The sequence below is a fragment of the Glaciecola sp. 1036 genome (assembly GCF_050306235.1).
Lineage (GTDB): Bacteria > Pseudomonadota > Gammaproteobacteria > Enterobacterales > Alteromonadaceae > Glaciecola.
Genome location: NZ_JBLWFH010000010.1, coordinates 137,542 through 151,562, shown reverse-complemented (window position 1 = coordinate 151,562; position 14,021 = coordinate 137,542). Strand labels below are relative to the sequence as shown.

Below are 14,021 nucleotides of genomic sequence, written 5' to 3'. Positions count from 1 at the left end.
TAGCTCAATAACGATTCTATGTAGCTAGCTCAATAACGATTCTATGTAGCTAGCTCAATAACGATTCTTCGTTGCTTACTTCCGGTTTACGTACAATTCGGTACTTTAAAACCTAAACCTAGAAGATCTGCAATTTGTCTAATGCTGCCTCTGAGATCAAGGATATGAAAGTATGATATTTTTTGTTCAGTATGCCTGTTTTTTATTTAGGTAATACTTTTTTGCAAATCTACAAAATGAACAGCAAAACCCAGCAACCGTTATTCAACGGTTACTGATTTTGCTAGGTTTCTTGGTTGGTCAACGTCGGTGCCTTTAATTAAGGCAACGTAGTATGAGAGTAATTGTAATGGAATGGTGTAGATGATTGGCGCTATGGGTTCCATACAGTGCGGAACGTCTACTACGCGCATGGTTTCATCACTTTCAAAATGTGCATTCTTATCAGCAAATACATACATGATGCCGCCTCGTGCGCGCACTTCTTCAACATTCGAGTGAAGCTTTTCAAGCAACTCGTTATTTGGCGCAACAACAATGACTGGCATTTCGGCATCGATAAGCGCTAATGGACCATGTTTTAACTCGCCAGATGCATAAGCCTCAGCGTGAATATAAGAAATCTCTTTGAGTTTCAACGCACCTTCCATAGCAATGGGATATTGATCCCCTCGACCTAAAAACAAACTATGGTGTTTATCAGAAAACTCTTCTGCTAAATCTTCAATTTCGGCTGCTAAGCCTAAAGTTTCTTCTAACTTGGCGGGTAAGGTCGCTAAGGCTTCGATGATGGCGTTCTTGTCGTCTTCGTTCATGCCTTTGTGCTGACCAATGGCGATAGTTAACATTAACAAACCAGCTAATTGAGTTGTAAAAGCCTTGGTAGAAGCAACACCAATTTCAGCCCCAGCACGAGTCATAAATGACATATCAGATTCACGAACTAAGGATGAACCATTCACGTTACAAATGGATAAACTCGACATATAGCCAGTTTCTTTGGCCAAGCGCAATGCCGCTAATGTATCGGCCGTCTCGCCGGATTGGGATATGGTGACCAAAAGTGCATTTGCGGGGACAACCGAGCGGCGATATCTAAATTCAGAAGCGATTTCAACATCACAACTCACACCTGCATAATGTTCTAACCAGTATTTTGCAGTCACACCCGCGTGATAAGAGGTACCACAAGCAATAATTTTAACGTACTGTGTGTCAGTAAATATCTTATCTGAACCTTCACCAAAGATGTTTTCTGCCAAACCATCTGCAGCTACGCGGCCATGTAAGGTATTACGAATCACACTAGGTTGCTCGTAAATTTCTTTCAGCATGTAATGACGATAACCCGCTTTATCCCCCGCATCATGCTCTAATTCAGATTCAATAATTTCGCGTTTTACTTCAACACCACTGGCGTCAATGATAGTCACCTGATGGCGGGTAATCTTGGCTACATCGCCTTCTTCTAAAAAGATAAATCGACGTGTCACTGGCAATAAAGCCATTTGATCAGAAGCGATAAAGTTCTCTCCAATTCCCAAACCTATGACCAATGGGCTACCTGAACGCGCCACAACCATTTCACCTGGGTTTTGTTTATCAATGACAACTGTGCCATAAGCACCATCAAAGCCTTTCACAGATTGCAAAACAGAGGTTAACAAATCACCTGTTTCTTGCATTTTCGCCGCAATAGAATGGGCAATGGTTTCTGTGTCGGTATCAGAGACGAATGTGTAGCCTTTGTCACCTAAGGTTGAACGTAAATTTTTGTAGTTTTCAATGATACCATTATGCACAACGGCAAAGCGATCAATGCTCGTATGTGGGTGAGCATTCACTTCGGTTACACCGCCATGAGTTGCCCATCGTGTGTGTGCAATACCTGTAGTGCCTAAACCATTTTCAGGGTTTAATGCATCGGCTAATGCTTGAACTTTTCCAGTGCGTTTTACCACTGAAAGCTCACCTTTGTTTATTAAAGCTACACCAGCAGAATCATAGCCGCGATATTCGAGCCGTCTTAATCCCTCAAGTAAAATCTCTACTACATTTCGTTCGGCGACAGCGCCAACTATTCCACACATATCCTAGCTCTCTTTTTTACTGGGTCTATCCCAGCCTTGAATATTCCGTTGTTTACCACGCGCTACCGATAAATGTTCAGCGTCGACATCTTTGGTAATTGTGCTACCAGCACCCACAGTCGCATTTTCACCAATAGTGACAGGCGCCACCAAAGAAGAATTACTACCGATAAACACCCCATCAGCAATGGTGGTTTTAAATTTATTCACGCCATCATAGTTGCAAGTAATAGTACCTGCGCCTATGTTCACATTAGCGCCTATCTCAGCGTCGCCCACATAGGTTAAATGATTGACCTTACTGCCTTTGCCGATATTGGCTTTTTTAATTTCCACGAAGTTACCAACTTTGGCACCAGAGGCTAAATTGGCTTTTGGCCGTAATCGCGCGTAAGGGCCTATAACACAACTATCGGCCGCTGTTGCGTCTTCTATATGCGAGAAAGCTTCAATCATGGAGTTTTTGCCAATATGGCAATTTTTAAGCACACAGTTAGGGCTTATGACTACGTTGTCTTCCAACGTAACCTCACCTTCAATGACGACGTTAACGTCAATTCGAACGTCCATACCTAAGGTTAGCTTGCCACGTAAATCAAAACGATTAGGATCAGCTAAATGCAGGCCTTGCTGCATCAATTCTTGCGCTTGTTTTAGCTGGTAAGCACGTTCTAAGGAGGCTAATTGAAGTCGATTATTAATACCTTCTACTTCTTTATCCCATACCGGATGTGCGGCGCGAATCTGTTTACCTTCAGCTGCTGCCATAGCAATGACATCGGTAAGGTAGTATTCATTCTGCGCGTTGTCATTTGACAAGTTACCCAGCCAACGTTTCAAGTCTTTACCCGACATTATCATCATGCCAGTGTTAATTTCTTGAATGGCTAATTGCTCTGGGGTCGCGTCTTTGTGCTCCACGATAGCAACAATATTATCACCTTGCCGAATAATTCTACCCATGCCTGTCGGGTCATCTAACTTAACCGTGAGTAAGGCTAAATCAGCATTCTGTTTAGCTTCGACAAGTCTATTTAAAGTTTGTGCACTTATGAGCGGCGCATCGCCCACTAAAATCATAACATCATCATTATCGGCGATGTATTCAACCGCTTGCTGAACAGCGTGACCGGTGCCTAACTGCTCAGCCTGTAAACACCAATTGACTTGATGATGACCAAGTCTGGATTGCAATAAATCTCCACCATGCCCATACACCAAATTTATTGCGCCACAGTCGATAGATTTCACTGTATCGATTATGTGTTCAACTATGGGTTTATTGGCTAGAGTATGTAATACCTTGGGTAAACTAGATTTCATCCTGGTGCCTTTCCCTGCGGCCAGAATGACGACAGATAACGCCATTTTTCATCCTCAAAAATTTAATGCCGAAATTTTACTGAATCTTACCACAACTGTCAGCTTTTTTTACGATATCTGTTGTGGTCGGCGGCGAGCGAGAATAACTTTAACTACATTTGTGACTAACATAACGCCAGTAAGAATACAGACGCCACCGAGTAACTGCTGGGCGGTTAGCACCTCGTCAAGCAAAATAACGCCCCACATGATGCCAAAAAGCGGCACCAAATAACCAACCGTCATTGTCTTGGTGACGCCAATTTTGCTGATTAAATCAAAGTACATTATGTATGCAACACCTGTGCATAGAATCGACAACAAAGTCGCAGACATCCAGCCGTTAGCCGTTGGTATTTGGCTGGGTAAGTTGGCCAATGAGATCGGCAACAAGGCGATGGCCGCAAACATTTGACTGCCCGCCGCTACAGCGAATGGCTTTGCTCCAGCTAAATGCTTTTTGATATAACTGGCACAAATGCCATAACAAAGAGTGGCTCCTAATGCAGCCATTACTGGCACAAAGGCCGCGCCTTCAGAGGTGGTGGGATCTAGGCTAATAAAAATAACCCCAACAAAGCCAAGCCCCAATCCTAAAATGCCCCAGATACCGATTTTTTCACGCAGATACAACCAAGCCACTACCACGCCAAACATAGGCGCTGCAGCGTTTAAAATGGCTAATAAACTGGCGTCGAGATATCCGGCGGAGTAGTTGAATAAACAAAAGGGAATAGCGGTATTAACAACGCCAACAAAAAGAAGCCGCGGCCAATAGCGAATCAGATGGTCTTGTTGTTTACGTAAATACACGAGTAACAACAAGCAAATACTAGCACCAAGCACTCTGTACTCCACCAGTGCAAAGATGCCAAATTCAGGTACGGCTTCTTTCATCAACATGAAGGACGCACCCCAAATGGCGCCTAAAACAAATAACTCAATGACTTCGTGTAATTTCAACTATGCTTGCTCTAACTGGAGTAAAAAGGATTTTCGCGACAGTCCACCAGCATACCCTGTTAGTTTGCCCGTAGCGCCTATTATTCTATGGCATGGCACGACAATAGCAATGGGATTTTTGCCATTAGCCGCACCAACGGCTCGACAGGCTTTAACATTACCTATGGCCGTTGCTATATCTAAATAGCTTGCGGTGTTTCCATATTCGACCTTACATAAATGTTGCCAAACATTCTTTTGAAAATCCGTACCCCTAGGCGCTAATGGCAAATCGAACCTTTTTCGACTCCCTGCAAAGTATTCAGCTAGTTGCGCACAGGCTAACTCACATAAATGGTTGCTGTGAATTTGCCCCGAATCATTGTGCAAAGACTGATCATAAAAACCAATGTGTGTAATTCCATCATGGTTAGCACTTACTCTCACGTATCCAATGGGTGTTGATATCTGTTGTTGATAAGTCACTGTCATGTGAAATTCCATAGATTAAAGGTCAGATAACTTCGCCAAGGGGCGGCTTTATCTGAATTAAAGGCTTTGTTACTTGCTTTGAGCGCTTCGATTTTACGTTTTATAATCAGATCGGTAGCAAGATAAATATCTGTGCTTTCGTGGGTGCGCATTTGCACATATTGACAGGTCCATGGCCCAATTCCTTTTATTGATAACCACTTTTCATAATCAGCCTCTGGCTCACGACTGAGCAATTGCGCCAAATCCCGCAACGCTTGTTTTCGCCGCTCTGGCATTTTAAGAAATGCTAAATCAGAATTTGCTACATCTTGCGGCAGGGGAAAAGCAGCATCAGAAGATAACGCTTGTTGAAGCCTGTTCAAATGGGTCACGGCTGCTTTAATACTCACCTGTTGCCCAAGTACAGCTCGACATGCAGCCTCGAACCGACACACCACGCCAGGCACTCTTAACCCTGCATCAAATTGTTTATCGGATAACCCTGTCGCTGCCAATGCCTGTCCAATAACATCAGGTTGTGCATGTAAGTCCAGCAGTTGCTGTACTTTTAAAATCAGCGTTTGCAAATGATGAGCCTGTAATGGATCCAAGGTGAGATAAAAACCATTTTCCTCAGGCGCATGTTGTATATCAACAATTACTGATTCTTGGCCAAGACGAAAATATTTTTGCATTGATGCTTGCTGAATATTTTCATTTTCACTTATCTCTCTTAATTTCAGAAAATCACGTAGCGCCGGCCAATTATAGGGGGGACGATAAGCTAAAAAGATACGCAATGTTGTTGCCTCCTTGCTTTGTTGAGATGCTAGGTTGCGAATTTGTGTAGGCGTTAAGTCCAAGGTTTGTTTGCAGTGTTTTTGTAATTGACGCGAATTAGTAAAACCAGCCGATTGGGCAATATTTTCAACCGACAAATGCGTTTGATGGAGTAAGTTTTTTGCCATCAACAATTGCAGATACAGCTGATATTTTTTCGGTGATATTTTAAGTTTTTCAGCAAAGAGTTTGTGCAGATAGCGAACGCTGATTCCCAAGCGTTCGCAGATGGTTTGAATCGATTGTTGCGGTGATTCCTGCATTAACTTACAAGCTCTCAATAAGGTGGTTTGAGTACCTAGCCAGGCAAAAGAGGTTGGGGCGCTGTCTGGACGGCAACGCAAACATGGGCGATACCCCTTATGCAAAGCTTCAACGCTAGAAAACGCATAATCTACATTCTTTTCTAAGGGAACTCTTGCTCGACAAATAGGTCGACAGAAAATACCAGTAGTTTTTACAAGCACGAAGAAAACCCCATCGAATCGTGGGTCGCGAGCGAGTCTGGCATTTTTGCATTGAGCTTTGGTTAACATCGTTTTTAAAATAATGATAGAATTCGTGAATTGTACTTTAAATGTACGACCGTGCCCGTTCTTTTCGGCACTGATTTTTACATGGATGTTAGATTTAGTATTTTAGGTGCTTAACATGTACGTTTACCTTGGATAAGAAGTTGAAGTTTGCCACATATATAAAAATAACATTGGCACTACTATGTCTGCTAGGTTGCAGCGAAGTTTACGCTGAACCTTGGATGGATGCGTTTGCAGTAAAAGTGCGTCAAGATGCGAAAGATAAAGGCATTCCAGGCTTTATAATGGTTGTGGTAGAGCCAAATAAGCCGAATCGTTACTACACTTTCGGTGTGACAGAAAAAAATGGTCAGCGTATCACCAAAGATACTAAATTTCGTCTTGCCTCTGTTTCCAAAACCTTTACTGCCGCGTTAATGGCGAAGTATCAACAACTCTCTCCTGGTTACGATTGGCAAACACCTATTACCCAACTTGTACCTGAATATAGTTTTGACAACTACAGCGATAAGCCTGTTCTATTGAGGCATATAATAGGCCAGTCCACTGGATTTATGCCAAACGCTTATGACAACTTAATTGAAGCGAATTATGGGCGCAAACGCGTATTAAACGAACTATCAAAACTTAAGCCCATCTGTCAGCCAGGGTATTGCTATACATACCAAAATGCTTTTTTTGGGGTGTTAGAAGAACACTTTATGCAGCAAAATTCATCCTACGCAGCACAATTGCAGCAACATATCTTTGCGCCACTGCAAATGGATGCATCCGTCGGGAAGCAAGCGTTAGAAAGTTCTGCTGAATGGGCAAAACCCCATGCCGCGGTTGCCAAAAACAAATGGGTGAAAGTAAGAGTAAAAGACGATTATTATCGCTTTTCTCCTGCAGCAGGAATTAACGCAAGTGCCGAAGATATGGCTAAATGGATGCGGGCTATGCTTTTGGAGAATCCAGAGGTAATATCATCACAAATGGTAGATGAAATGACTCAACCACGGGTAGCGACAAAAAGAGAGCTGAGAAGACGTGGTTGGCGTGGTAAATTAACCAGTGCTCACTATGGACTAGGCTGGCGAGTTTATCACTTCCAAGGGGTTAAATTGAATTATCATGGTGGATGGGTACAAGGGTATAGAGCCGATGTATCTTTTTCACCGGAATTAAATATTGGGTTTGCGTTTCTTATGAATGCAGAAAGTAATTTGATAAATACCTCTACCCCAGATTTTTGGACAAGAGCGGTGACGAATAGAAGTTCAGATTAAGACTAAAAATCACAAAGCTGCAGCCGATATAAAGGAAATGCATGGAAGGCGTAGCAGTAAACATTGAGACAATTACATGAAGACTAACATCACTGACTTAGCACAGTCAGAAATTATCGACCTGTTATATAAACAAATTCCCAGGCTAGTTGTTGGTCATTTTATTGCAGCCTCCATCTTTGTATTCTGGTTGTATGAAAGCCATAATTCAGAATATTTATTTACTTGGTTGTCCGTTATTCTTCTCATCCTTTCTTGCCGTTTAGCGACTTTTATTTTATATCAGCAGAAAAGCCAAGAAATGGAAGTCAGTAAGAAACAAAAATGGAAACACCTATGGTTAGCACTTTCTCTAGCCTCGGGCATTTTTTATAGCTATGGATTTATAACCTTAATTCCTGCGATATCATCTGAATATGTATTGATTAACGGTTTGTTTGTCATTGCTTTGTCTTCGTCTGCGGTCATCGCTTATGGTTTTAGTTTATCCGCATTGTTTAGTTTCTTTATCCCAGTAGTTATTCCAAACCTATTTTTTGTGCTTTTTTATGGTGGCCAAACGGGGTTGTTTACTGCAAGTGTATTAGGCCTATATTCATTAACGGCTTTTTTTATTGTGAAGAACGTTAATCTAGCATTTCGTCGCTCAATTACGTTGAATCATCAATATGAACATGAGATGCAAAAACGTAAAGTTGTTGAACAACAGCTACATGAGATTTCCCGACGCGATGGCTTAACTGGACTTTACAATAGACGCTATTTTGATGAAGTACTTTCGTCTGAAATCGGTCGTGCTTATAGAAACCACACGCCTTTATCCATTCTATTAGTGGATGTGGACCACTTCCGAGAGTTTAATGAACACTATGGACACATAGCCGGTGATAATTTACTGGTTGAAGTGGGTCATATTCTAGCAGGATTAGCGAATAGGAACGGCGACGTTTTGTCTCGTTACGGTGGTGAGGAGTTTGCGATACTATTGCCAAATATTGATGCCAAAGGGGCTTTTTCATTTGCTGAAAAGTTACAATTAAGAGTTCAAGAACAACGTATCGAACACATGGCGTCTAAACTTTCGTATTTGAAATCTGTGACTGTGAGTATAGGTGTAACCACCTTGCCTCCACTTGCAAAAATGGATGCTCACCAACTTCTAGACCGCGCTGATAAAGCGTTAATTGAAGCAAAAAATCAAGGTCGAAATCGAGTTAAATATTTTGAAAACTTGGATTTCGACCAAGATAGAGTCTGATTACTTTTTAGTCCGTAAATAGGTGTATCCAGCAAGACATTCTTCGTAGAAGTCTGTCCATTTAACCCCTTCACGCGGCTTAATTTTACCTTCAGATACTTCTTTATCGATTAAGCGTTTTACGTCAATCGCCATAGATTTAGGGTGATACTGCATCACAGAAAGCACTTGCTCAATGGTAGAGCCCTTGATGATCTCTTCAATGTAAAAGTCTTCTGGATCGTCATCATGACTAAAAATATGCACTTCATTCAAGCGACCAAATAAGTTGTGCATATCGCCCATGACATCTTGATAGGCCCCAGTTAAAAACAAACCAAGATACAAGGGTTTGTCTTTATCAATTTGATGCATAGGCAATACTTGACTGTTTTCATATTCAATAATGAATTTGTCGATCTTGCCATCACTGTCACAGGTAATATCCACCAAGGAACAGTTTTTCACAGGTGCGTTTTGCAATCCGGTAAGTGGAACCACTGGTAAAATCTGATCGATTGCCCAACTATCCACAGCTGACTGGAATATTGAGAAATTACACAAATACTGCGAACTTAATGAAAAATCCAAAGTTTGCACTTCTGCAGGCACAAAATCAGCACCTTTGTAATAGTTATTAACCTGACGCATGATTTTCCAATACAGGGTTTCAATCTTCGCCAGCTCTTCCAAACTGATGACACGTAACTTGAATGCATGAGAAGCTTGCTCTTTGTACTGAGTTGCGTCATTGAATACTTCCTGCATATTTTTTTGTTCTGCCAAATGGGTATGCAAATAGTACAAATTCTTCAGCAGGAAATGGTCGCCTTCTTTCGGCGTGGTATCTATGTCAGCGCCGTCTGGCGTGATTTCCCCAACCACTTCAGTAACTACCATACTATGGTGCGCAGTGATTGCTCGGCCACTTTCCGACACAATATTAGGATGAGGCACACCTTCTAGATCACACATCTCACGCAGGCCATATACCACGTCAGCAACATATTCTTGCAAACTATAGTTGCGCGATGAATCACTGGTAGATTTGGTACCATCGTAATCTATTCCAAGACCGCCACCAACGTCGACATAAGACAGCGGAAAACCCATTTTAACTAGGTCAGCATAAATGCGCGCACTTTCACTCACCGCTTCTTTGATTGCCCAAATATCGGGTAGTTGGCTACCTATGTGAAAATGCAACAATTGCAGCGTATCTGACATGTCATGTTGTTCTAAATAGCGTGCTGCTTTGATAATTTCAGCCATTGTTAAGCCAAATTTAGCGCGTTCTCCAGCAGAACCTTGCCATCGTCCCATGCTTTTTACTTGCATTTTGGCTCGCAAACCAACAATTGGAGAAATGCCTAATTGCTTACTCAACTTAACCAAAAGTACCAGCTCGGAGTATTTCTCAATGACCACGACTATTTTTCGGCCCAATCGTCGACCTAATAATGCCAAACGCATAAATTCTTCGTCTTTGTAGCCATTTAAAATGGTGAGTGCTTCTGGGTTAGTGTTGTAGGCTAATACAGCCAAAAGCTCTGGCTTTGATCCAGCTTCCAAACCAAAATTGTAAGGTTCGCCTGCGTCTACAATTTCTTCCACCACTTCGCGCATCTGATTCACTTTAATCGGATATACGCCGCGATACTCGCCGTTGTATTTGTATTCTTTAATCACTTGGCGGAAAGTTTCATTTAACGTGACTACTTGAGAGCGCAAAATATCGTGAAAGCGGATTACCAAGGGAAATTGAATATTCTCTTGTTGGATTTCTTCAATCACTGCGCCGAAATCGATTTTTACATCGGGAGTCGACGGTTGGGGAACCACTTGTACATTGCCATTTTCACCAATTTGAAAATAGCCTCCACCCCAACTAGATACGCCATAAGTGCGCTCTGCGTCTTCGATTGTCCAATCAGGTGAAATATCTTGTTGTTTTTCCGACATCGTGTTTTTGTCTCAGTTGGTAGGCCTAAACCAAAGGCCGCCAGTATAGCTGATTTGTTCGTAGTGTAAATTTTGAATAAGGATTTGAGTAAGAAAAGTTCATCTAAATATAAAATTTTTCTTTTTTACCTATTTAATTGCGAATACAGCGATCCTGGTGTAAATTTATTGTTAAGTGAGCAAGAGTTACTGAGTCTGCTCTGATCGTTTCTTGCACATAAGGACAATGGCTGCATGGAATACAACGCTGAATCGACCCAGGATATGCAGTTCCGCGTCATGGTAATTGACGACAATGACATAGAGTTAAAACTCTATGCTAATACCTTGTCTAAGCATTTTTCCCTAGCCTTTGCTAAATCGGGTGAAAAGGCATGGGAACTTCTTCACAATAATCCATTACCGGATACCATTTTATTAGATGTTTTAATGCCAGATGAAGACGGTATTCAATTCTGTACGCGTTTGCGTAACAGCCAATACACACAAAATATTCCTGTTATTTTTGTATCCTCGCAAGATGATCCTGCAGTCAAAGCAAAGGCCTTTGAATCTGGAGGCGCAGATTTTATTACCAAACCCGCTGCGACAACAGAATTAGTCGCTAGAATAATGCGACACGCAACTCAGTATAGAAAAACCAAACGTTTAGAATCCTTAATATTTATTGATCCCCTTACCCATCTACCTAACGCTTCTAAATTTCGCGATGTGCTAGCGCGTGAGTGGTCTCGATGTGCGCGTTACTGGCATCATATTTCGCTTATTTTTGTACGCTTAGAAAATATTCAGGACTACAAAAACGCTTACGGGCAAGAAGAATATTTTAGATTAACAGCGGCAATAGCTGAGGCACTTTCCGGTTTAGGTGCTAGGCCGGGGGATCTGTTTGCCTCTTTAGACAACGATTTGTTCGGTCTTTTACTGTCAGATTGTTCAGTGGATGGCGCTAATCTTAAAGCAAAACAAATTGAAGCCTGTTTCGACGATCCTCACTTTATTACTAATCGTGAAGAAACCGCTAGCGAAGTAAGTTGTACAATAGTTGTTGCAGTAGCTGCGCCTGCTGGCGGTGGCAATGCCAAAGAGTTGTTTAGAGCAGGTGAAGATCTGCTATTTCAAGCCAAAGAAATGCCGCAAACTCGTATTATTGAACTGGGCAGAATCATTGGTGTCGACGGTATAGGGGCAGCCTAACCTATTGCATTTACTGATTGTCTTTGGATCAGCAAGGGTTCAAAACTGTGCTGAATCTGTGTAGAAATCTTGATTTGATAGACTTTAGATAACACTAAATTTGCCATTTGTTGGCCCATTTTATCAATTGGGTAACGAATGGTTGTGAGTGTTGGAAATGTACAAGCAGCAAAGGACACATCATCGAAGCCGACTATAGCAACGTCTTCAGCAGGCGTGCGATTAAGTTCTCGTAATCTGGACATCGCGCCAATTGCCATTTGATCGTTGCCGCAAATAACCGCCGTAAAGGGGATTTGTTGTTCTAGAAAATGATCAATGGCTGCGGCACCACTTTCTTGATGATAGTTCCCAATAAAAATACGCTCAGGATCATAGTCTATGGCGTATTCTTCCAGCGCATTTTTGAATCCAACAACCCGTTCGCTAGCATCCATTTTATAGTCTGGACCCGATATATTGACGATATCTCTATGGCCATTTTCCAACACATGCTTGGTCGCTAAGTAGCCACCGTAAATATTATCTAAGGAGATACACCGATTGGCAATTTCTTGAATATTTCGGTTAATAATAAACAAGGGAATGTCACCCTTTGCCAATTCTATTAATTGGGCATCGGTAAGCTTCTCAGCGTGTACAATTATTGCGTCACAGTTGCGAGTACGCAGAAACTCAATTCCGTCTAACTCATCTTTTTCATCACTGTGACCGGCTGTTACCACTACGTGCTTGTTAAACTCTCGCAGAGTTGCTTCGATACCGCTCATCATACTGCCGAAGAACACGCCGTCTAATTCTGCAACCAAAATACCTATGCAATTTGAACGCTTAGAGGCCAAGCTTATTGCAGCAGAATTAGGTCGATAGCCTAATTGCTCCATGGCGTCTTTAACTTTGCGTTGAGTGGTTTCACTCACTCGTGCACTGCCGTTCATAACGCGAGATACGGTTGCTAAAGAAACACCAGCAAGTTTTGATACTTCGTAAATAGTGGACATAGGGCAGTTTGTTAACAATTTATTGCATTATACTAAACGCTGGGATAATTTGACAACGTAAACAAAGGTATATAGGACTGCTGAATGTTAACAAAAATGGAGCCGATGTTAATTAACATTATGGGAGTTAGCGGTTCAGGCAAATCAACATTAGCCAAAAAGGTCGCAGATAAAGCACAAATCGAATATGTAGATGCAGATGATTTTCATTCTACTGATGCCAAAAACCTAATGGCGAAAGGCATTGGTTTAACGGAAGAAATAAGAATCGCTTGGATCGAGCGCCTTTGCACTTTTCTATCAGAAAAGGCTGCAGCGAATATCAGTTGTGTGCTAGCCTACTCAGGTTTAAAACAACATCACCGAGCAAAAATTGCGGCAAGTTATGCGTATTCTCAACATTACTTTATTGACCTACCCTTTGATGTTTTAGAACACAGGTTAGCCTCGCGCAAGCACTTCTTTAACCCAAGGCTTTTAGCAGATCAATTTGACCAGTTAGAACCCTTCGATAATGACGAAAATGTGATTTTATTAGACGGCAAACGTCACAGTAATGCACTGGCAAAGCAAATTATCAGCAAGCATTTTGAATCCACTAACAGCAACTAAGATTTTCAGCGTTAATAAGTCGTCTTTTGATCACTAGTGTAAATGCGCCAGACAAATCCAGCACCAAACTGAAGGGTGTTTTTACGTTCAAACAGCGGGCCAACTTCGAATAAGTAATCTAATTCAGGCATTCCAGCTCGCACACTGTCATCCTCACTATCTGCATTAAAGGCGCCGCCGAACGAGAAATCGAGTTCCCAGCGCTCGTCATCAACAACGACTGCGCGCACACCTCCGTCACCTATCCGAAGTATTTCACCACGATAAACAAAATATGGCGCGGCCAAAGCAATAAAATTTCTCTCTGAAGATGCTGGATAGTTAGGCGTATCGCCAACCCCGCCGGCAACACCGAATTCCCATAAAGGTTGAAGCTCATCGCCTGCTTCAAATCCCGTGATATCACGATCAGGTGGTTCATTTGACTCATTCGCGTTATTAGTAAAGGTTGGGTAACTGTGAAACATCAAAATAAAAAAGGTGATGCGATAAATATGATT

12 protein-coding genes are annotated in these 14,021 nt (G+C 41.9%); 4 read left to right on the top strand and 8 right to left on the bottom strand.

Features of this window, described 5'->3' with window-relative positions; translation table 11 throughout:
• Positions 1–260: 260 nt before the first annotated feature.
• The 5 genes from glmS to ACNKW3_RS14935 form a co-directional block, all read right to left on the bottom strand.
• Positions 261–2,090 (bottom strand): glutamine--fructose-6-phosphate transaminase (isomerizing), encoded by a 1,830-nt coding sequence (glmS, locus tag ACNKW3_RS14955; RefSeq protein ID WP_427400113.1) that lies wholly within the window; start codon positions 2,088–2,090, stop codon positions 261–263.
• 3 nt (positions 2,091–2,093) lie between these two features.
• Positions 2,094–3,458 carry a bifunctional UDP-N-acetylglucosamine diphosphorylase/glucosamine-1-phosphate N-acetyltransferase GlmU gene (gene glmU, locus ACNKW3_RS14950; protein WP_427400112.1) on the bottom strand — a complete coding sequence of 455 codons (1,365 nt, stop codon included), beginning with the start codon at positions 3,456–3,458 and terminating at the stop codon, positions 2,094–2,096.
• Positions 3,459–3,521: 63 nt separating this feature from the next.
• Complete coding sequence (locus tag ACNKW3_RS14945) at positions 3,522–4,415, bottom strand: DMT family transporter (protein ID WP_427400111.1); 894 nt, start codon at positions 4,413–4,415, stop codon at positions 3,522–3,524.
• Complete coding sequence (locus ACNKW3_RS14940; RefSeq protein ID WP_427400110.1) at positions 4,416–4,886, bottom strand: methylated-DNA--[protein]-cysteine S-methyltransferase; 471 nt, start codon at positions 4,884–4,886, stop codon at positions 4,416–4,418. It abuts the gene before it with no gap.
• Positions 4,883–6,244, bottom strand: coding sequence for a DNA-3-methyladenine glycosylase 2 family protein (locus tag ACNKW3_RS14935; RefSeq protein ID WP_427400109.1), 1,362 nt, complete (start codon positions 6,242–6,244; stop codon positions 4,883–4,885). The genes ACNKW3_RS14940 and ACNKW3_RS14935 overlap by 4 nt, the downstream gene beginning before the upstream one ends.
• A 140-nt stretch (positions 6,245–6,384) precedes the next feature.
• Here ACNKW3_RS14935 and ACNKW3_RS14930 point away from each other — a divergent pair, with 140 nt between their 5' ends.
• Positions 6,385–7,512 carry a serine hydrolase domain-containing protein gene (locus tag ACNKW3_RS14930; RefSeq protein WP_427400108.1) on the top strand — a complete coding sequence of 376 codons (1,128 nt, stop codon included), beginning with the start codon at positions 6,385–6,387 and terminating at the stop codon, positions 7,510–7,512.
• 76 nt (positions 7,513–7,588) lie between these two features.
• The gene (locus ACNKW3_RS14925) at positions 7,589–8,770 is read left to right on the top strand and encodes a GGDEF domain-containing protein (RefSeq protein WP_427400107.1); all 1,182 of its coding nucleotides are present in this window, start codon (positions 7,589–7,591) and stop codon (positions 8,768–8,770) included.
• Here the strand turns inward: ACNKW3_RS14925 and speA are convergent, their stop codons facing one another.
• Positions 8,771–10,711 (bottom strand): biosynthetic arginine decarboxylase, encoded by a 1,941-nt coding sequence (gene speA / locus ACNKW3_RS14920; protein ID WP_427400106.1) that lies wholly within the window; start codon positions 10,709–10,711, stop codon positions 8,771–8,773.
• Positions 10,712–10,945: 234 nt separating this feature from the next.
• On the opposite strand from speA, the gene ACNKW3_RS14915 reads away from it, so the two are divergent.
• Entirely contained in the window at positions 10,946–11,908 is a 963-nt protein-coding gene (locus ACNKW3_RS14915) for a response regulator (RefSeq protein WP_427400105.1), read from the top strand.
• Here the strand turns inward: ACNKW3_RS14915 and ACNKW3_RS14910 are convergent.
• Positions 11,905–12,909, bottom strand: a complete 1,005-nt coding sequence (locus ACNKW3_RS14910) for a LacI family DNA-binding transcriptional regulator (protein WP_427400104.1) — start codon at positions 12,907–12,909, stop codon at positions 11,905–11,907. The two genes, ACNKW3_RS14915 and ACNKW3_RS14910, sit on opposite strands and share 4 nt — an antisense overlap.
• 84 nt (positions 12,910–12,993) lie before the next feature.
• Here ACNKW3_RS14910 and ACNKW3_RS14905 point away from each other — a divergent pair, with 84 nt between their 5' ends.
• Positions 12,994–13,521 carry a gluconokinase gene (locus tag ACNKW3_RS14905; protein ID WP_427400103.1) on the top strand — a complete coding sequence of 176 codons (528 nt, stop codon included), beginning with the start codon at positions 12,994–12,996 and terminating at the stop codon, positions 13,519–13,521.
• An 11-nt stretch (positions 13,522–13,532) separates the two neighbouring features.
• Here ACNKW3_RS14905 and ACNKW3_RS14900 read toward each other — a convergent pair whose 3' ends face one another.
• A complete protein-coding gene (locus tag ACNKW3_RS14900; RefSeq protein ID WP_427400122.1) occupies positions 13,533–13,988 on the bottom strand; it encodes a MipA/OmpV family protein in 456 nt (151 codons plus the stop codon).
• Positions 13,989–14,021: the final 33 nt, after the last annotated feature.

Coding starts and splice junctions, on each gene's coding strand:
- glmS (WP_427400113.1), bottom strand. CDS start 2,090: ATGTGTGGAATAGTTGGCGCTGTCGCCGAACGAAATGTAGTAGAGATT.
- glmU (WP_427400112.1), bottom strand. CDS start 3,458: ATGGCGTTATCTGTCGTCATTCTGGCCGCAGGGAAAGGCACCAGGATG.
- ACNKW3_RS14940 (WP_427400110.1), bottom strand. CDS start 4,886: ATGACAGTGACTTATCAACAACAGATATCAACACCCATTGGATACGTG.
- ACNKW3_RS14935 (WP_427400109.1), bottom strand. CDS start 6,244: ATGTTAACCAAAGCTCAATGCAAAAATGCCAGACTCGCTCGCGACCCA.
- ACNKW3_RS14925 (WP_427400107.1), top strand. CDS start 7,589: ATGAAGACTAACATCACTGACTTAGCACAGTCAGAAATTATCGACCTG.
- speA (WP_427400106.1), bottom strand. CDS start 10,711: ATGTCGGAAAAACAACAAGATATTTCACCTGATTGGACAATCGAAGAC.
- ACNKW3_RS14915 (WP_427400105.1), top strand. CDS start 10,946: ATGGAATACAACGCTGAATCGACCCAGGATATGCAGTTCCGCGTCATG.
- ACNKW3_RS14910 (WP_427400104.1), bottom strand. CDS start 12,909: ATGTCCACTATTTACGAAGTATCAAAACTTGCTGGTGTTTCTTTAGCA.
- ACNKW3_RS14905 (WP_427400103.1), top strand. CDS start 12,994: ATGTTAACAAAAATGGAGCCGATGTTAATTAACATTATGGGAGTTAGC.
- ACNKW3_RS14900 (WP_427400122.1), bottom strand. CDS start 13,988: ATGTTTCACAGTTACCCAACCTTTACTAATAACGCGAATGAGTCAAAT.